Origin of the sequence: Cupriavidus sp. AU9028 (assembly GCF_019795295.1) — a bacterium.
Lineage (GTDB): Bacteria > Pseudomonadota > Gammaproteobacteria > Burkholderiales > Burkholderiaceae > Cupriavidus.
The window spans coordinates 162,869-180,381 of record NZ_JAIMCG010000006.1; the positions used below are offsets into that span (position 1 = coordinate 162,869).

Annotated in this window: 13 protein-coding genes and 1 pseudogene; 8 read left to right on the top strand and 6 right to left on the bottom strand. The window is 66.3% G+C overall.

Annotated features, from left to right (window positions below; translation table 11 throughout):
* Window positions 1-335 precede the first annotated feature (335 nt).
* Window positions 336-1,469 carry a LuxR C-terminal-related transcriptional regulator gene (locus K6V06_RS09030; RefSeq protein ID WP_222242344.1) on the top strand — a complete coding sequence of 378 codons (1,134 nt, stop codon included), beginning with the start codon at window positions 336-338 and terminating at the stop codon, window positions 1,467-1,469.
* Window positions 1,470-1,577: 108 nt separating this feature from the next.
* Here the strand turns inward: K6V06_RS09030 and K6V06_RS09035 are convergent, their stop codons facing one another.
* The gene (locus tag K6V06_RS09035) at window positions 1,578-2,570 is read right to left on the bottom strand and encodes a Bug family tripartite tricarboxylate transporter substrate binding protein (RefSeq protein ID WP_370637421.1); all 993 of its coding nucleotides are present in this window, start codon (window positions 2,568-2,570) and stop codon (window positions 1,578-1,580) included.
* A gap of 390 nt (window positions 2,571-2,960) precedes the next feature.
* Here K6V06_RS09035 and K6V06_RS09040 point away from each other — a divergent pair, with 390 nt between their 5' ends.
* From K6V06_RS09040 to K6V06_RS09065, 6 genes are all read left to right on the top strand, one after another.
* Complete coding sequence (locus K6V06_RS09040; protein ID WP_222242348.1) at window positions 2,961-4,040, top strand: LacI family DNA-binding transcriptional regulator; 1,080 nt, start codon at window positions 2,961-2,963, stop codon at window positions 4,038-4,040.
* An 80-nt stretch (window positions 4,041-4,120) separates the two neighbouring features.
* Window positions 4,121-5,143 carry an ABC transporter substrate-binding protein gene (locus tag K6V06_RS09045; RefSeq protein ID WP_222242350.1) on the top strand — a complete coding sequence of 341 codons (1,023 nt, stop codon included), beginning with the start codon at window positions 4,121-4,123 and terminating at the stop codon, window positions 5,141-5,143.
* A gap of 82 nt (window positions 5,144-5,225) precedes the next feature.
* Window positions 5,226-6,059 carry an ABC transporter permease gene (locus K6V06_RS09050; protein ID WP_222242352.1) on the top strand — a complete coding sequence of 278 codons (834 nt, stop codon included), beginning with the start codon at window positions 5,226-5,228 and terminating at the stop codon, window positions 6,057-6,059.
* Between the two features lie 11 nt (window positions 6,060-6,070).
* Window positions 6,071-7,006 (top strand): ABC transporter permease, encoded by a 936-nt coding sequence (locus K6V06_RS09055; RefSeq protein ID WP_222242362.1) that lies wholly within the window; start codon window positions 6,071-6,073, stop codon window positions 7,004-7,006.
* Complete coding sequence (locus K6V06_RS09060; RefSeq protein WP_222242364.1) at window positions 6,999-8,066, top strand: ABC transporter ATP-binding protein; 1,068 nt, start codon at window positions 6,999-7,001, stop codon at window positions 8,064-8,066. Before K6V06_RS09055 ends, K6V06_RS09060 begins: the two co-directional genes overlap by 8 nt.
* Window positions 8,063-8,917: a phosphodiesterase gene (locus K6V06_RS09065; RefSeq protein ID WP_222242365.1), complete on the top strand. Its 855-nt coding sequence runs from the start codon at window positions 8,063-8,065 to the stop codon at window positions 8,915-8,917. The genes K6V06_RS09060 and K6V06_RS09065 overlap by 4 nt, the downstream gene beginning before the upstream one ends.
* A gap of 292 nt (window positions 8,918-9,209) precedes the next feature.
* Here K6V06_RS09065 and K6V06_RS09070 read toward each other — a convergent pair.
* From K6V06_RS09070 to K6V06_RS09090, 5 genes and pseudogenes are all read right to left on the bottom strand, one after another.
* Window positions 9,210-9,971: pseudogene (locus tag K6V06_RS09070) on the bottom strand (YoaK family protein); the annotation flags it as partial.
* Between the two features lie 26 nt (window positions 9,972-9,997).
* Entirely contained in the window at window positions 9,998-10,198 is a 201-nt protein-coding gene (locus K6V06_RS09075) for a DUF2905 domain-containing protein (protein WP_222242369.1), read from the bottom strand.
* 239 nt (window positions 10,199-10,437) lie between these two features.
* Window positions 10,438-11,931, bottom strand: coding sequence for a hypothetical protein (locus tag K6V06_RS09080; RefSeq protein ID WP_370637423.1), 1,494 nt, complete (start codon window positions 11,929-11,931; stop codon window positions 10,438-10,440).
* Between the two features lie 339 nt (window positions 11,932-12,270).
* Complete coding sequence (locus K6V06_RS09085; RefSeq protein ID WP_222242373.1) at window positions 12,271-13,068, bottom strand: metallophosphoesterase; 798 nt, start codon at window positions 13,066-13,068, stop codon at window positions 12,271-12,273.
* Complete coding sequence (locus K6V06_RS09090; RefSeq protein WP_255581720.1) at window positions 13,065-14,045, bottom strand: diacylglycerol kinase family protein; 981 nt, start codon at window positions 14,043-14,045, stop codon at window positions 13,065-13,067. Before K6V06_RS09090 ends, K6V06_RS09085 begins: the two co-directional genes overlap by 4 nt.
* Before the next feature lie 623 nt (window positions 14,046-14,668).
* Here K6V06_RS09090 and K6V06_RS09095 point away from each other — a divergent pair.
* Entirely contained in the window at window positions 14,669-17,503 is a 2,835-nt protein-coding gene (locus K6V06_RS09095; protein WP_222242376.1) for a hypothetical protein, read from the top strand.
* Window positions 17,504-17,513 lie beyond the last annotated feature (10 nt).

The following is a 17,513-nucleotide window of genomic DNA, read 5'->3' on the forward strand; positions in this document are numbered from 1 at the left end:
GCTACGTTGCAATTGTTTGCTTTTCTACGGAGACGAAGCCGCTGACCTCCATGGCGGGCTCGACAGAAAATGCTTGTCCAAGCCCCCCCCCCTGAGTGCTGGCAGCGAATAAAGAGATGCTTAAACCGGCAGAAAGAAAAATTCAGTTGCGCCCGGCTAGATTACAGCGTCCCGATTTATCCGGACCAACGCCTGTGCTCGTATCAGGGCGGGTCGATAGCGAAGGACGTTGTGCCGACGCAAGCGCTGGTTAATGGTATTTTCGACTTATCGATTGCGCCCTCTTATGGGCGGTGAAATTTCAGGCCGGGCATGGTCGTGCGGTGAGAGGTGAAATGGTCAGTCAAATGACAATAGCGGACCAACTGATCGGGTCCATTTATGACAGCGTTTTTGCCGGGGGAGCCTGGGGCGATTTTCTGGATGCGCTTGCAGACGCCGTACCGCATGCCAAGGCCTCGCTGCTCGTCTGCGACCGGCGAGCTGGTGACAGCGTGGTCGTCGCTGCCTCCAGCAGCTGGAAGACGGGCGCCGTCAGCAGCTATAACGACTACTATGGCGCCGTGAACCCGCTCCCGCGGTTGCTGCTCGCCAGGGACGATCGCGCTTATGTCGACCGCCAGCTGATCGAGCCTGGCGAATTCCACCGCTCGGAAGTATTCAACGATTTCCTGCATCCCAATGGAATGGGCGCGTCCGCCGGTATCAAGGTGGAACTGGAGGACGAGCGCGCAGTATTGCTCGGTCTGGCGGCACCGGTTGGCAGCGCCGACGACGAAGACATCGTCGCTTTGCTGGACCGTCTCGGACCGCACCTGCGACGCGGCTTTTCGTATTGGCGCAAGTCGGCCGCCAGCCTGCAAGCTGGCATGTCCGTCGACGTCTTCGACTCGCTGGACGTGGGGATGATGGTGGTGGGCGCGGGCGGGCGGGTGCGCGAGATGTCGCCGACGATGAGCGAGATGCTGGCCAGGGAGTCGCCGGTCGAGGCATCGCCCCTTGGCTCCATCCGCCTGTCCATCGACGAGGCGCAGTCGATGCTGGAAGCCATGCTCGAAGACTGGTCAGACAGCACGGCAGTGCCGCACATGGAGAGCTTCTGCTGGCGCGACAGGCAGCTTACGCTGGTGCGGCTGAGCAAGGACCGCGTTCTCGCGGGGCTCGAAGGCCCGTCTGTTGCCGTACTGCTTCGCGCAGCCGCCGGCGGGCAAGCGTCGCGTTTCGACGGGCAGGAACTGGCCACCCGGTACGGGCTGACCAGGGCCGAGAGCCGCGCGCTGCACGGCATCGTGGCCGGGCTGTCGATCGACCAGATGGCCGAGGAAGCGTATGTCAGCCGCGAAACGATCCGTTCCCAGATGAAGAGCCTGTACGCCAAGACCGGGACGAACAGCATGACGGATATCCTGCGGCTGGCGCTGCTGCGGGACGTATCCGAAGCGGAGGTCGCTGTGCCAGGCTCTGCCTGACCAGCGCCGGGCATCCGTCCCGAGCGGCCACCGGGCGGACAGCGAACAGGCTCGCCGCCGCACGGCGGTTTTGCCCCGGCACCACCGCCAGCGTACCGGGGCCCACGCTTATTCCAGCGTGATCTTCTGCTCCTGCGCGATTTTCTTGCGCAGTTCCAGCTCCTTCCTGATCTGCGCCGCGAACTGCTGCGGCGTGTTGCCGTCGGGGTAGGCGCCGCTCTCGACCAGGCGGCGACGCGCGGCCGGATCCTGCAGCGCCTTCACCGCGGCTTCGTGCACGCGCGCGATGATGGCGGGCGGCGTATTGGCCGGGGCGACCAGGCCGTACCACGCCATATTGTTGTTGTCCTTCATCCCTTCTTCGGCAAAAGTCGGCACGTCGGGCAAGCCCTCCACGCGCTTGGGCGCGGCCACGGCCAGCGCCCGCAACTTGCCGGCCTGGATATGCGGCATCGACGACGGCAGATTGTCGAACTGGCCGCTGACCTGCCCGGCCAGCGTGTCGTTCAGCGCCGGGCCCGAGCCGCGGTACGGCACGTGGACCATATCGGTCTTGGTCGTCATCTTGAACAGCTCGCCGTCCAGATGCGAGATGCTGCCCTTGCCCGCCGATGCATAGCTGTACTTGCCCGGCTCGGCACGCAGCAGCGCAATGAACTCCTTCAGGTTCTTCGCCGGCACCTTCGGATTGACGGTCAGCACGTTCGGCACGTTGACCAGGTTGGTGATGGGCGCGAAGTCCTTCAGCGGATCGTAGGGGTTCTTCGGGTTGGTCGCCGGATTGGTAGCCATCGTGCTGACGGTGGCGATGCCGATGGTGTACCCGTCCGGTGCGGACTTGGCCAGCGCATCGGCGCCGATCGCGCCGCCGCCGCCGCCGCGGTTTTCCACCACCACGGGTTGGCCCAGTTGCTTGCCCAGCGCATCGGACACGGCGCGGGCAACGATGTCGGTGGTGCCGCCGGCCGCGAACGGCACGATCAGGCGAATCGGTTTGGTGGGATAGCTCTGCGCCTGGGCGGCGCCAGCCTGGACAAGACCCAGGACAGCCAGGCACGACAGGGTGCCGGCGGAGAATGCGGATTTCAAGAATGCCTCCATCTTGTTGCTATGGCCCTGCCACGCACCAGCGGTGCGCGGGGGCTGCTGTATCCGGCCGCAGTCGGCACAATGTTCCGTATCGCGGAACAAAGTTTCGACTTTTGCCGGTATGGCATTGCACTCTGAAAGCCCGGCCCGGCATATTGGGAAGAACCCCTGTTGCCACGACCGCCGGAACACAGATGGATCGAACGGACCGCCCGCCCCGGCTGTCATGCCGATGTCATTTCTGCCTTGCACAATCGCCTCCGCTCCAACGAGCGAGCCGCACTCGCCACGACGCGGCGCCGAATTGCGGCGCACCGCACCACGGGCTGTCCTTGACACCCGTTTTTTTGCGGCTTGAATGAAAACGTTTTCATTTTCACCAGACCGACCCCGCACCGACCGATGCCCCGTAGAGCCCGCCCTCTGACTTCCGCTTCCGCGCCGGCCAACGGCACGACGCTGATGCACGTCGCCGAGGCAGCAAAGGTGTCGCTGGCGACGGCCTCGCGCGTGTTCGGCAACCCGGAACTGGTCCGCCAGGACACCGCCGAGCGCGTGCTGCGCGCGGCGGAGGAACTGGGCTTTCGGCCCAACCTGCTCGGCGCCAAGCTGCGCGCGCAACGCACGCGCATTGTCGGCGTCATGTTGCCGACGCTGGAGAACGCCGTGTTCGCCGAATGCTGGCGTGGCATCGAAGAAGCGGCGCTGACACAGGGCTACTCGCTGATGCTGGTGACGAGCGACTATGACCCGCAGCGAGAACGGGAGCGCATCGAATATCTGCTGCGGCACCGGGTCGACGGCATGGTGCTGACGGTGGCGGACGCAGCCCGCAGCGCGGTACTCGACCAGCTGGACGCCGAAGGGGTGCCCTACGTGCTGGCGTACAACCAGGCGCCCAGCCGCGGCAAGCGCCATTCCGTTTCCGTGGATAACCGTGACAGCGCGAGGGCTGGCGTCGAGGCGCTGATTGCAGCCGGGCATCGGCGCATCGCCGTGGTATCGGGCTCGTTCGTCGCCTCGGATCGCGCACGACAGCGGCACGCCGGCTATGAGGACGCCATGCGGGCGCACGGGCTGCAAGCCTTGCCGCCGCTGTCGCTGCCCGGGCATACGCCAACGCAAGGGCCGGCCGAGCTCGAGTGCATCCGCCGGCTGGTGTCGGCCGCACGGGCGCCCACCGCGCTGTTCTGCACCAACGACATGCTGGCCATCGGCGTGATTGCCATCCTCAAGCGGCTTGGCATGGCGGTGCCGGGCGATATCTCCGTGATGGGCTATGACGGCATCGCGCTGGGCAACCTGATGGAGCCGCCCTTGAGCACGGTCGTGCAGCCCAATACCGAGATCGGGGCCCGCGCACTGGCCACGCTGGTGGCTCGGCTGAATCCGGCCGCCGACAACTCGGACCGCGGCTTGCCGCGCACGACGCTGCTGCCACACACGATGCGCGCCGGCGCCACCGTGGCGCCGCCCCCCTGACGCCGCGCGAGCGGACCCGCCCTGCCCTTCGCCTCGCACCCTGCTTCCCCCAACGACGTTACTTGATCAAGGAGTTCACCATGCAATCGACTTCGTCCTGGCTGCGCCGCCTGCGCTGGCTGCTGCCCACGGTTGGCGCGGTCGTATTCAGCCAGGCTGCGGCCGCGCAGACCGCGATCTGCTACAACTGCCCGCCGGAATGGGCCGACTGGGCCGCGCAGATTCGCGCGATCAAGGAGAAGACTGGCGTCACGGTGCCGCACGACAACAAGAACTCGGGCCAGTCGCTGGCGCAGATCGTCGCGGAGAAGGCCAACCCGGTGGCGGACGTGGTGTACTACGGCGTGACCTTCGGCATCCAGGCGCAGAAGGAAGGCGTGACGGCCCCGTACAAGCCGGCCAACTGGAACGACATTCCCGAGGGATTGAAGGACCCGCAGGGCAACTGGTTCGCCATCCATTCGGGCACGCTGGGCCTGATGGTCAATGTCGATGCGCTGCGCGGCAAGCCGGTGCCGCAATCGTGGGCCGACCTGCAGAAGCCGGAGTACAAGGGCATGATCGGCTATCTGGACCCGGCCAGCGCCTTCGTCGGCTATGTGGGCGCGGTGGCGATCAACCAGGCGATGGGCGGCTCGCTGGACAACTTCGGCCCGGCCATCAAGTTCTTCAAGGACCTGCAGAAGAACCAGCCGATCGTGCCGAAGCAGACCGCGTACGCGCGCGTGCTGTCCGGCGAGATCCCCATCCTGCTCGACTACGACTTCAACGCCTACCGCGCCCGCTACAAGGACCGCGCCAACGTCGCCTTCGTGATTCCGAAGGAAGGATCGGTGGTGGTGCCTTACGTGATGAGCATGGTCAACAAGGCCCCGCACCAGGCGGAAGCGCGCAAGGTGCTGGACTTCGTCCTGTCCGATGCCGGCCAGGCGCTGTGGGCCAACGCCTATCTGCGCCCGGTGCGCGCCAAGGCGGTGTCCGCCGAGGTGCAGGCCCGCTTCCTGCCGGCTTCCGACTACGCCCGTGCGAAGACGGTCGACTACGGGAAGATGGCCGAGGTGCAAAAGGCGTTCAGCGACCAGTACCTGAAGGAAGTGCGTTGACGGGGATCGCCTCGACGCTGCGCCGGCACCCGCGCGGTCCCGTCCCGGCCAACGGCCCCTGCCCGATGGAGAGTCTCGCATCATGACCCGCCCCTCCCGCGCTCCTGGCGCCCGCACGCTGATCGTCTTCGCGCTGCCCGCGCTGATCGTCTTCCTCGCCTTCTTCTGCCTGCCGATGGCCAAGCTGCTTGTGGTTAGCGTGGCGGGCGACGACGGTGCGGGGGTCTACTGGACGGTGCTGTCCAGCCCCCGCTACCTGCATAGCCTGCTGTCGACGGTGCTGCTGTCCGGCCTGGTGACGCTGGCCACGCTGCTGATCGCCGGGGTGGCCGGCACCTTCCTGCAGCGGCATCCGGTGCCGGGCAAATCCGTGCTGGTCGCCATGCTGACCTTTCCGCTGGCGTTCCCCGGCGTGGTGATCGGCTTCATGGTGATCATGCTGGGCGGACGCAACGGCCTGCTGGCCTCGATCGGCGACCTGCTCGGCGGGGAGCGCTGGACCTTCGCCTACGGCATGACCGGGCTATTCGTCGGCTACCTGTACTTCTCCATTCCGCGCGTGATCCTGACCGTGATGGCGGCGGTCGAGAAGCTGGACGTGTCGCTGGAGGAAGCGGCCCGTTCGCTCGGGGCCGGCCGCTGGCGCGTGGTGCGCGACGTGATGCTGCCTGCGCTGATGCCGGCGATGATCTCCAGCGGCGCCATCTGCTTCGCCACCAGCATGGGCGCGTTTGGCACCGCCTTCACGCTCGCCACGCAGCTCGATGTGCTGCCGCTGACGATCTACAACGAGTTCACCAACTACGCCAACTTCGGCATGGCCGCCGCGCTCTCGATCCTGCTCGGTGCCGTGACGTGGGTGCTGCTCGCGGTGGCCCGCCATCTGTCCGGCAACGCGGTTGCCGCCACTGCCTAGGAGCCCCGAGCATGAAAACCAATCGTCGCGGCGGCGCCTGGTGGGCGCAACTGGTACTGACCATCGCGGTCTGCGCCTTCATGACCGTGCCGGTCGTGCTGTCGGTACTGGCGGGCCTGACCAACAACATCTTCGTCGGCCTGCAAAGCGGCCTGACCACGCGCTGGGTCGAGGAAGTGTGGGCGCTGTACCGCAACACCATCTTCCTGTCGCTGTGGATCGCGCTGGCCTGCCTCGCCTGTACCCTGGTCCTTGGCGTACCGACCGCCTACTACATGGCGTTGCGGCGCAGCCGCGTGACGCGGGTCATCGAGGAGCTGCTGATGCTGCCGGTGGCGATCCCGGGGCTGGCGACCGCGCTGGGGCTGATCCTGCTGTATGGCGGGCTGCCGTGGCTGCGCACCAGCTGGGTCTTCATCCTGATCGGCCATGTGCTGTTCACCCTGCCCTTCATGGTCCGCTCGGTGCTGGCGATCATGTCGGCCATCGATATCCGCACGCTGGAGGACGCCGCGGCCAGCCTCGGTGCCTCGCGCATGCAGCGCTTCTTCACGGTGGTGCTGCCAAACTGCCGGCAAGGGATCCTCGCCGGCGCGCTGATGGTCGTGACACTGTCGGTCGGCGAATTCAACCTGACATGGATGCTGCATACGCCGACCACGCAGACGCTGCCGGTGGGACTGGCCGACAGCTACGCGTCGATGCGGCTGGAAATCGGGTCGGCGTACACCATCGTGTTCTTCCTGATGATCATTCCCCTGCTGGTGGTGATGCAGATGATCTCCGCCATGGGCGCTCGCGCGAAGCGGCACCCGGTGCAGGAGACGCCGGAGCCCCTCGCAGGCTCCCTTGCTTCCTCGCTGAGCCTGGCCGCTGGTGCGGGCACTTCTACCGAGCAGGCACAGAACCAGAACCAGACCCGAATCGAGGCCCCTCGCCATGCATGAACCCACTCCAATCGCGCTGCGCCGCTGCGGCAAGACCTTTGCCGACGGCACACGCGCCCTCGAGCCGCTGGATCTGGATATCGGCGCCGGCGAAACCGTCGTGCTGCTGGGGCCGTCGGGCTGCGGCAAGACCACCACGTTGCGCATGATCGCCGGACTGGAATTCCCGGACGATGGCGGCGACGTGCTGTTCGGCGGCGCCACGGTAACGCATCTGCCGATCGAGCAGCGCGGCGTCGGCATGGTGTTCCAGAACTACGCGCTGTTCCCCAATATGACGGTGGCCGAGAACATCGGCTACGGGCTGCGGGTGCGCCGGGTCGATGCACAGACGCGGCAGCGCCGCGTCGACGACATGCTGGCCATGATGCAACTGGGCGCCTTCGCCAACCGGCGGGTCGATCAGCTCTCCGGCGGCCAGCGCCAGCGGGTCGCATTGGCGCGCGCGATCGCGGTACAGCCGCGCGTGCTGCTGCTGGACGAGCCGCTGACCGCGCTGGACGCCAAGCTGCGCGATGCCCTGCGCGCCGACATCAACCGGCTGCTGCGCAGCCTGCGCATCACCACCGTCTATGTCACGCACGACCAGGCTGAAGCGATGGCGCTGGGCGATCGCATCATCGTGATGGACAAGGGACGCATCGCGCAGAGCGGCTCGCCGCAGGAAATCTATCGGCAGCCGGCCAACGCCTTCGTCGCCGACTTCATCGGCACGATGAACCGGCTGCCCGCGACCGCCGAGCACGCGGTCTGGCGGGTACCCGGCGGCGCGCTGCCGCGTGAGCCGCACCCCGCCGAGGCGATACGGGCCGAACTGATGTTCCGACCCGAGGACGTATCGCTGACCGAGGCGCCCAACGCCCACGACGTGCATCTGAACGGCAGCATCGTCACCGCGCTGTTCCTGGGCCACGCCACGCGCCTGCTGGTCGATGTCGGCGCCCCCGCCCCCATCGTGCTCGATACCGCGCGGCGGGACCGCTGGATGGCTGGCGACCGCGTCGGCCTGCGCATCGATACCAGCCACCTGCTGACCGTTCCCGCGGGGAGCGCCGCATGATGCAGCCCACGGCCAAGCCCTATCTCCTCGCCCACATCACCGACCTGCATATCAAGGCAGGCGGCAAGCTGTCATATCGGCGCGTCGATACGGCCGACGCACTGCGCCAGTGCATCGACGCCCTGCACGCGTTGCCGCAGCGACCGGACATTGCCGTGGTGACCGGCGACCTGGTCGACTTCGGCACCGAGGAGGAATATCGCTTTCTCCGCGCGATGCTCGATAGCCTGCTGATCCCGGTGCGGCTGATGCCGGGCAATCACGACAGCCGCGAGGCGCTGCGCCGCGTCTTTCCGGACCACCGCTACCTGTTCGAGGCGGGTGACGGCGAGGCGCCCATTCACTACCGCATCGACGCCGGGCCGCTGACGCTGATTGCGTTCGACTGCACCGTCCCTCGTCAGAGCGGCGGGCGCGTGGACCCCGATGCGCTGCCATGGCTCGAGGCCGCGCTGGCGGCTGCGGCGGATCGCCCTACCTTGCTGATGCTCCATCACCCGCCTTTTCACACGGGAATCGGTCATATGGACGAGCAGGGGCTGGAAAACGCCGCGCTGCTGGAGGCGGTAGTCCGGCGCCATCCGCAAGTGGAACGCGTGCTGTGCGGCCATCTGCATCGGCATATCGTCCGGCGCTTCGGCGGCACCATCGCGATGACCGCCCCGGGACCCGCGCATCAGGTCGCGCTGGATCTGGACCCGCGTGCGGCCTCGCGGTTTCGCATGGAGCCGCCCGGCTACCTGCTGCACTGGTGGCATCCGGAACATGGGCTGGTGACGCACGCCGCCGCGATCGGCGAACACGGTCCGGCCTACCCGTTCTTCGATGCGCAGGGGAAGCTGATCGATTGAGTATCGCCGCGGCGGGAAGCGGGAAACGGCGTTTCGATCCGAGCCCAGGACAAGCGGCGCGCCTCGGTGTACCATGCCGGCGGCGGGCCCGTAGTGTCTCACCCGCCTCGGCCAGGGCGAAACTCGGGATGGGCTGCCGCTGCGGGGTTTTCCCGGTTCCCGACACAACAATACCGGGACCTCGATCATTGTCTCGTCACGGCAGCATCCATCGTGGCGCTATCCCCGGCGTTCGCCAGCAAATGCCGCCGGCGCAGCAAGAAGCCCCCTACCCGCGCCGCATCACCCTTGCTCGCAGACGCACATCGTCGACGATCGGCACCAGCGCCAGCCCCGCGAGCAGCGCCGCGAACCACAGCGTCGCGCTGAAGCCCAGTTCCTTGAACGCGATCGCACCGACCAGTCCACCGACAAAGAACAGCACCACCAGCGTGGTCAGCACGCGCAGCTTGAACCTGTTGGCGATGACCGGTGTCAGGCGGTTCCGGGACAAGGATATCCGCTCGGCGGGTGCCGTGCGGTTCCAGTAGACCAGCTTGCCGAGCTCGATGCCGATGTCCGTGACCATGCCGGTGATATGGGTGGTGCGGATCTCGGCCCGGGACACCTTGGTGATCAGCGCGTTTTGCAGCCCCATGATGAAGCAGAGCACCAGCACGGTCGCCGGCACGAAGAACGCCGCATGCCGCTCCAGGTTGTGGCCCAGCAGCCCGAATGCCAGCAGCAGCGCGGCCTCCAGCATCAGCGGCAAGGCATATTCCGCGCGCAGCCGGGCGCGGCGCGCGAAGTTCACCATCACGGCAGTACATGCGGCGCCGGCGATGAATGACATCAGCGCGGCGAGGCCACCGAGCACCAGCGTGATGCTGCCCACCGCAAGGTGATCGGCCATTGCGGAGACGATGCCCGACATATGCGAGGTGTACTGATGCACCGCCAGGAAGCCTCCGGCATTGATCGCGCCGGCGACGAAGGCCAGATAGCGCCCGAGGCGCCAGTTGGCTTCCGGGGTGCGCCGCGTGCCGGCAAGGCTGCGAAGGTATGCGATGGGCATGGTGGCACGAACGACGGCGTTTCCGCTCAGCGGCGGAACAGCCAGAGCACGAGCGAGACCACCGCCGAGATCAGCAGGCAGGTGGTGATCGGCAGATGGAAGCTGAAGCCTGCGCGAACGATATGGATGTCGCCGGGCAGCCTGCCCAGCGGCAATCGCGACAGCCAGGGCCACGCCAGTGCGGCGAGCAGGCACAGCAGACCCAGGACGATGAGAATGCGCTGCATGGCGTTGGGGAACGGGACGATCAGCGGATGGGATGCCCAAGCCTAGCAGGTCGGACGCCGCCTTGCACGCGTTCCGAGCCCAGCGGCAGGTGCCTGGCGCTCCCCCACGCCGCCCGGACGCCAACACGGAAACGCCCGCCGTGTCCATTGCCGATACTGCGCAACGGATGCGGCGGGCGTCATGGCCTTGCGGCGTTCGCTAGGCAGTCCGGTCTTCGAGAGCCCGAACTGCCGCGGACTCAGGGCCGGGTCACCGAGACCCCGAAGTAGCTCGATGCCTGCCGGGAGCCGGTTGCCACGATGACGCCCGTGTTGCCCAGGCTCATCGAGACAGTCTCGGCCGTGGTCGCCGTCAGCGGACGATGACGCAGGCCAATGGCGGGCTGGTTGATGGTCCAGCTATCGAGGCGACCGTCGTCACGCAGCCGGCTGTAGGTGCCCGCGGTGGCATCGACTTCGGCAATGGTGGTCGAAAAGGTGCTGATGTCCTCGACCATGCCGGACGAGAGGACGGACATGTCCCAATACGCGTTCTTCGCGCCCAGCGCCGGCAGCGTCAGCGCCTTCTGCTGGCTGGCGACGATGAAGCCGGACTCGGTGCCGATGAACATCGACACCACGCCGTCGGTACCCTTGAACGCATGGGCGCGCTGGGCGCCGTCTTCGTCGGTGATGTCGAAGCTGCCATCCGGGTTCGCGGTGATGACCGGGGACTGAGCGTCATTCCATGGCGTGCAGCCCTCACGACCGCATTCTGCGCCGCTGATCACGCCGTTGGCGTCGATCTTCAGCGTGATGCGGGTCGGGGCCAGCTCGCCCGTTTCGGCTTCGAAGCCCAGGCCATTCCAGTCGCCGGCGAGTTCGGCGATGCTGATGGTCTGCTGCGGCAGCATCAGGAACGGCGGCGCGCCCATGGAGGCGGCGTTGATCACCGTGATGCCCGAGCGGGACACCAGCGCGGACAGGCCATCCACATTGAAACGGCAAGCCTCGTTGGCCTCAGGCGTGATGGGAAGCGTGCCGCTTTCCGTCTCGCCGGGGACGCTGATGGTCATGGTTTGCGCATCGAGTGCGACGGTCTGGGAGATGCCGCCGATCGCCAGATTGATCATCCGGTACGCGCCCGTACGCAGGCCCGCGCAGCTGGCCGATGCCGGTTGCAGCGCCGTGCGGATGGCTTCGGCGCCTGCATTGTTGGCGACGGCCTCGGACAGTTCCGCGAGAGTGGTGCCCGAACGAGCCAGCGTCGCACCCAGCGTATCCAGCTTCTGGTCCAGCGCATTGCCGGCGGTGTTGCCATGCGCGGCCACCAGGGTGTCACGGATCGGATCCACACCGGCCAGATCGACCACGCCATCGAGCATCCGGCGCACCGAGCCGGTGGCGGTATCGACGTTCGCGTCGGTCAGCCGAGCCTGCGCTGCGGCGTCAAAGGCTTCGAAGAACGCGGCTGCGCTGCCTTGCGCCAGCGATGCGGTAATCAGTTCGGTCAGCGTCGTGATGTTGGCCACCACCGCCGTGCCCGTGCCCGGCGTCACCACCGAATGCAGCGTTGCACCGTCGGGGGTCGCTACGCTGAGCACGCAAGGACGCTGTGCGTCGGCGATGCTCAGGGTAAAGGTGCCGTCTGCCGCCGTGGTAGCCGAGGCGGTTCCCGCCACGCACTTGGCCTGTACGTCTGCATTGGCCAGCGCAGCGCCGACCGCCGCCGTACCGCGGATGGTGGTCGTCACCGGCGTCTGGGGGGCCGCGCCATCTCCGTCCCCGCCGCCGCCGCATGCGGCCAGCATGGCAGCTGCCACGCCCGTCAAAAGAAGCCTGAATTGCATTCTTCAATATCCCGTGTTGTGCCGCGGAAGGACGCGCAGGCGCGACGCCTCCAGCGGCGCTGTTTTGATTGTTTTTCCGGTTGTTGATCCCGGTACATCGACCCCGTACTGCTCGCCCCATATCCGGTGGCTCCCGGCTATCGGCGTGCGCGAGTATGTGGGAGGTTTAAAAAGTGCCCTAATCCCCACAAAGGAGGGTTGACGGGATGCGAGCGAACTGCGGGTGGCCGAGGGACGCCCGGCCTAGCGGCTCAGGTCAAGCGCGGTGCTGACCACGGGTGCAAAGGCGGCGCTGGCGGCGTCGAAATCCCACCGCTGGACCCGGCACTGCGCCAGACCGTCCCGGATGCGGTGTTCGACGACGTTGACCGAGTTCGGGATCGACGATCGCACCCGGTGGGAGACGGCGGTACCGGCCTGTATCGCCCATGCACGACGCGAAGAGGGTCCGGACAAGGGCACGACATAGGGAAGGTGAATGTGTCCGCCAAGGACAACATCCATGCCGGCGTCCACCCATGCCGCCACGGCCGCGTCCCGGCCGATGAGAAGGTTGCTGGTATCGGATTCCACGATCGCCCGCACCGGCTGATGCACGACCACCACGCGCAATTGCTCGTCGCCCGCTTGCCGCAGGCGCGCGCAGACCCGTTCGATCTGGGCGGGCGACACCACGCCGTTCTTGTGCCGCGACGGCCTGGTGGTGTTCACCCCGATGGCAAGCACCCGCTCATTGCTGAAGACCGGTTCGAGCGCGGCGCCCAGCGCGCGCTTGAAGCCGCCGTAGGGTGTGAAGATGCGGGCCGCCACATTGAAAAGCGGAATGTCGTGATTGCCCGGGATGACGAGAGTCGGCACGGCAAGACCGGCCAGAAATGCCCTTGCCGCCGAGAACTGCCCCCTTCTCGCTCGCTGGGTCACGTCGCCCGACAGCACCACCAGATCCGGCGCCAGGCTCCGGGACAATTCGGACAGGGCGCGCACCACCGCAGGTTGTTCCGTGCCGAAATGCGTGTCGGAGATATGGAGGACGCGACTCATGAGCGATCCAGACGGCTCGTGTCTCGCGGGATCAGCAACTGCAGGCGCTTCGGGGAGACCGAGAATTGCAGCGGCGTGCGAGCCCAGGAGATTTCGCCGTCCATCGCCACCTTGATGCGCCGCCGGCCACGAACACGCACGGTCAAGCTCTCGAAGGCGAAGCTGACGACCCGGGAGGCATCGCCCAGCCGTCCCATGGCGCCCATCAACAGCAGTCCGTAAAGCGCCAGCGTGCCGACGGGCTTCGCTGCCATCGCCACCAGCCGGTCTTCCTGCAAATGAACGGCCTCGTCGATGCCGATCTGTTCGAGCTGCAGGCTGTTGTTGCCAACCACGAGGGTGGGCGTGCGCATGATCCGCATCTGTCCCTGCGACAGCAGCTCGAGCGTCAGCTGGGCAGGCGTGCGCATCAGGGTAATCAGTGCCGAGATCAGCGCCACCCAGCGGCGCCTGCCCAGCATCTGCTTGTAGACCTCGCGGTCTTCCAGCAGCTGGGGATACAGCCCCAGGCTCGCGTTGACAAGGAACGGACGGCCGTCCAGCAGGCCGACTTGTACCGGTTCGATGCGCGCATCGAGCAGACTGGCCACGGCCTCCTCGGTCTCCCGCGAGATGCCGTAGGTGCGGCCGAAGTAGTTGAAGGTGCCGCGGGGCAGGATGCCGAACGGCAGCCCGGTGGGCAGGACGGCTGCCGCCACCGCGTTCAAGGTACCGTCGCCGCCGGCGGCGACGACCACGCCGTTCACCGCCGCTGCGCGCTCCACCGCCATCGACGCGACCTGCGGCAGGCGGCTGGGTTGGTCCACCACGAAGAGGGTGTAGGCCCGTCCGGCCTCGCTTAGCCGCTCCTCGATAATCCTGCGCGTCTGCTCGGCATCGCCGCTGCCGGAGCCGCCGTTGAAGACGATGAAGAACGGCGCATCCCCGGACAGGGGTACCGGAGGCTCGGGATGCGAAGGCTCGTCGACGTTGGGCATGGGCACAAAGATACCCATACCCGTGAGACAAGACAACCGTGCTTGGCCGTCAGCGGAACGCTGACGGATCGGACCGCTCCAGCGGCGCGACGCACGCAGGCACCGCCATCGGTGGCAACCCCTGCGGTCGTCCCCGCGGACGCGGGGATCCCGCGGCTTGCATCGCCGATATCGCCAGGACAAAAGACGCTGGGTCCCCGCCTGCGCGGGGACGACGGACTTTGGGCCCCTTCTGCTTGTGCCCGCCCCCTGCAAAAGACGCTGGGTCCCCGCCTGCGCGGGGACGACGGATTTGGGCCCCGTCTGCTTTTGCGCGCCCCCCCTGCCGTCGTCCCCGCGAAGGCGGGGACCCAGCGGCTTGCTTCCAGGGGATGCGGTCGAGGACTCCATGGACTCCGCAACCCGGTGCTCGCAATTCGAGAGGAGTGTCCTACTCTAGGACTTGCGCGCGTGCCGAAATTGCCATACGTCCGCCGCGAATAGCCATTGTTATTGTTTTCCCGGCAAGTATCTGGAAGCCAACTGCCCGGCGCAGCGTGCATATTCGTCCGCCTCGGATGACCGCTGACCCTATGACAGACCAAAGACGCCGCCGCCCATCCTTGTCGAGGATCGGGCTGGCCATGGCCACGTTCGCCATGGTATTCGCATGCCAGATTGCCGCCTCGCCTGCGGTTCACCGGAAGGCGCTTCTGACAGCCGCAGCGGTGGCGTTCCTGGCGGGAATCTCGGTTGGCCTCTGGAAGCGCAATCGCCGCCCGGGCCGCTTCGCCATCCTGTGCGCCGCTCCAAGCGCGCTGTTCATCGCACTATCCATTTCCGTTCCGCCGGCGGCCTTCCCCGGGATCGAAATCAGCATCGAGCCGGACAGCCGGGCGTCCCAACCTGCGCGGCTTGTCCTCCAGCTGCTGTCCACACCGTACGCAGGCATGCGGCAGTTCCAGGGCAACGATTGGCACAAGCAGGGCGACGAGTATGTTGCGACGGCCCCGAATCCCGGCCCATTGACATACCGTGGCACGTGGGCACCGCTCTCCAGGATTCGAGTCGCGGCGATCGACGGCGACTCGAATATCACCATTCGGATTGGCGACGAGAGCCATCGCGGCGTTGTCGGCGACGGCCGCTTTGCAGAGGCTCTACTTCCGGAAGGCTCTCCGGGATGGAAAAGCGGACTTCAGCGACTGCTCGCCGGCTTGGCCGTCGCCCTGGCCATCCTGACTGCATTGCAGTACGCCGCTTCGCTCCCGGGTGCGACCGCTACAGTGTTCTCGCTGTCGATCCTCGTTGCATCCCTTGCATACTGGCATGTCGGTGACCGGAGCCATGCGGGCGCACTCGAACTGGTCGGCTTCGGCGCTTCCGGAAAGCCGGCAATACTGGAACTCGATGCAGGGGGCGGCTTCACCCAGGCTCTGACTTCGAACTTGACGACAGGAAGCGTCGCGCTGCGCCACTTCACGCTGGAGCACGCCGATGATTGGCAGCTGCAGGCCATTGGAGGGACGCTGTCTCCGTTGCATGGCCGAGCGGCGCGGTCGTCGCCCATCATTGGTGGCACCACGGCCCACTGCTCCTTCGTGGCCAGCAAATTCTGCCTGTATGAGCTGACGCTTGCCGCGCCCAGCGCCTCGATAGCGATGCTCCATGCGGGAGGGGTTCAGGAAGTGCCCCTCCCCGAGGCTTCGCCTGGCGCAGAACGGCTCTTCCTGCTGGCCGAGCGCGTTGGCGACGGCGTATCGATCTACACGAGCCGGGCAACCATCAGTCTGTCCCCGTGGGACAGGCACTCTGGCTGGGTTTCCCGTGTCCGCCTGGAGGACGAGAACGGAAAGCCGATAGCGAAAGTTGTCAGGGTGGATCCGGATTCGGGATCGTACGTCGTCGGCCCTCCCATGCAGGGCGACGGCTCGCTGCAGGTACCTCCCCTGCAGCGGACGCAAACCACCGTCATCAAGGCGATGGCGATCCTCGCAGCCGCACTGTGCGCGGGCGCGGTCATTCTGATCGCCTGCCTTTGCCGGACGGTCCTTTCGTTGCGCGATGCGTATTCGCAGGGCCGGCGCGCTCCGGTTCTGCTCTGCTGCGGGTCGGTCGTCTTCGTTCTCTCCGTGGCGGCAGTCGCCGGCTGGCCGGCGATCATCAACTGGGACGGCTTTCATCCCTATATCTACGCACAAACGGGAACACTCGATCTCTGGTACGGCCTTGGATACCCTCTGGTTGTCGGGGCGTTCCTGATGCTCGGCCCGCCGTGGATTATCAGCCTGTATTCGCTCCTGCTTACCGGCACGCTATTGTTGACAGTCGCATCGTGGTCGCTCCGGTCGGGCAAGACGCTGGCAGCCTGGATACCGGTGATCGTGCTGGTTGCATGGTTGCCGTTCAGCAGCATCATGATCGGCACCATGATGCACCTTCGCGACACCATGAACGGCCTTCTTCTCGCCGTCTACTACGTCGCCGCTTTTCGCCTGGCGCTGACATGGCGGCAGCATTCGGCGTCGGGTCGGGCGCTGTGGGCCGCCGGCATCGTGACGCTCGGTGCGCTGCTGTCATTGTTTCGCGCCGACAATATTCCAAGCCTCGGCCTGGTCATCGTGATACTGGTCCCACTGGCGGCAGGGGTGTCGCGGCGCACCATGCTCGCCACCGTGCTCGGAATCGGGCTGGCCGGCGCAATCCTGGCGGGGTCCGGAAGCGTGGTGGAGAGAGTGCTGCTACCCGGACAAACGGTCGTCGCAGCGGAGAAGGACAACTACAAGGCGGCGGCCATGGTCAATCCGCTGACCGGCATCCTGTCCCACGGCGCGGCGCTGCCGGAGGCGCTGCAAGAGCGGCTGTTCTCGTCGCTGGATCGGGTCATGGATGCGCGGTACGCGATCAGCCACTGGTCCCCGTACCATATTTTCTATTGGCACGACACCTCCGGCTCCCGGCAAAAGCCGGGCAACGCGGAACTTGCCGCACTGCGGTCCCTGTATCTCGAACTGATGGTGAAAGAGCCGCTCCTGTTCCTGCGGCTCAGGACCGCGACGTTCGGCGGGTTGATCGGTCATCCCTGGTACCGCCTGGACGCCTATCCGCCGCTGGACTACATGGATGACTGGCTCGCATCGTCCAGCCCCGAACAGATCCGGGTAAGAGAACTCTACGGATTTTCAGGTCGTGGGCATCCGTTCCCGGCGGTAACGGCATTCGCCGAAACGCTGGCGAAAAAGACCATGAGCCATCTTCCTCAGCTCATCGTCCTGATCATTGCCCTTCCCTTCTACCGACGGTGCCCGATAGCGGCGACGATCGCGCTTGCCGTGCTGGCGCGAACGGCGATCTTCTACCTGTTTGCCCCGGCTGCAATCTACCTGTACCTGTATGACGTCCACCTGGCAGGGCTGCTGATGCCGATGTTGCTCGCCGTGGAGCATGCCTATCGCGAGCAACACGGCCGCGCGCCGTAGTCGCTGGCCA

What these genes read in the sequence shown, in the direction of transcription:
- K6V06_RS09050 (WP_222242352.1), top strand. Translation starts at nt 5,226, where the DNA reads ATGACCCGCCCCTCCCGCGCTCCTGGCGCCCGCACGCTGATCGTCTTC.
- K6V06_RS09090 (WP_255581720.1), bottom strand. Translation starts at nt 14,045, where the DNA reads ATGCCCAACGTCGACGAGCCTTCGCATCCCGAGCCTCCGGTACCCCTG.
- K6V06_RS09065 (WP_222242365.1), top strand. Translation starts at nt 8,063, where the DNA reads ATGATGCAGCCCACGGCCAAGCCCTATCTCCTCGCCCACATCACCGAC.
- K6V06_RS09030 (WP_222242344.1), top strand. Translation starts at nt 336, where the DNA reads ATGGTCAGTCAAATGACAATAGCGGACCAACTGATCGGGTCCATTTAT.
- K6V06_RS09095 (WP_222242376.1), top strand. Translation starts at nt 14,669, where the DNA reads ATGGCCACGTTCGCCATGGTATTCGCATGCCAGATTGCCGCCTCGCCT.
- K6V06_RS09035 (WP_370637421.1), bottom strand. Translation starts at nt 2,570, where the DNA reads ATGGAGGCATTCTTGAAATCCGCATTCTCCGCCGGCACCCTGTCGTGC.
- K6V06_RS09085 (WP_222242373.1), bottom strand. Translation starts at nt 13,068, where the DNA reads ATGAGTCGCGTCCTCCATATCTCCGACACGCATTTCGGCACGGAACAA.
- K6V06_RS09045 (WP_222242350.1), top strand. Translation starts at nt 4,121, where the DNA reads ATGCAATCGACTTCGTCCTGGCTGCGCCGCCTGCGCTGGCTGCTGCCC.
- K6V06_RS09060 (WP_222242364.1), top strand. Translation starts at nt 6,999, where the DNA reads ATGCATGAACCCACTCCAATCGCGCTGCGCCGCTGCGGCAAGACCTTT.
- K6V06_RS09055 (WP_222242362.1), top strand. Translation starts at nt 6,071, where the DNA reads ATGAAAACCAATCGTCGCGGCGGCGCCTGGTGGGCGCAACTGGTACTG.
- K6V06_RS09075 (WP_222242369.1), bottom strand. Translation starts at nt 10,198, where the DNA reads ATGCAGCGCATTCTCATCGTCCTGGGTCTGCTGTGCCTGCTCGCCGCA.
- K6V06_RS09040 (WP_222242348.1), top strand. Translation starts at nt 2,961, where the DNA reads ATGCCCCGTAGAGCCCGCCCTCTGACTTCCGCTTCCGCGCCGGCCAAC.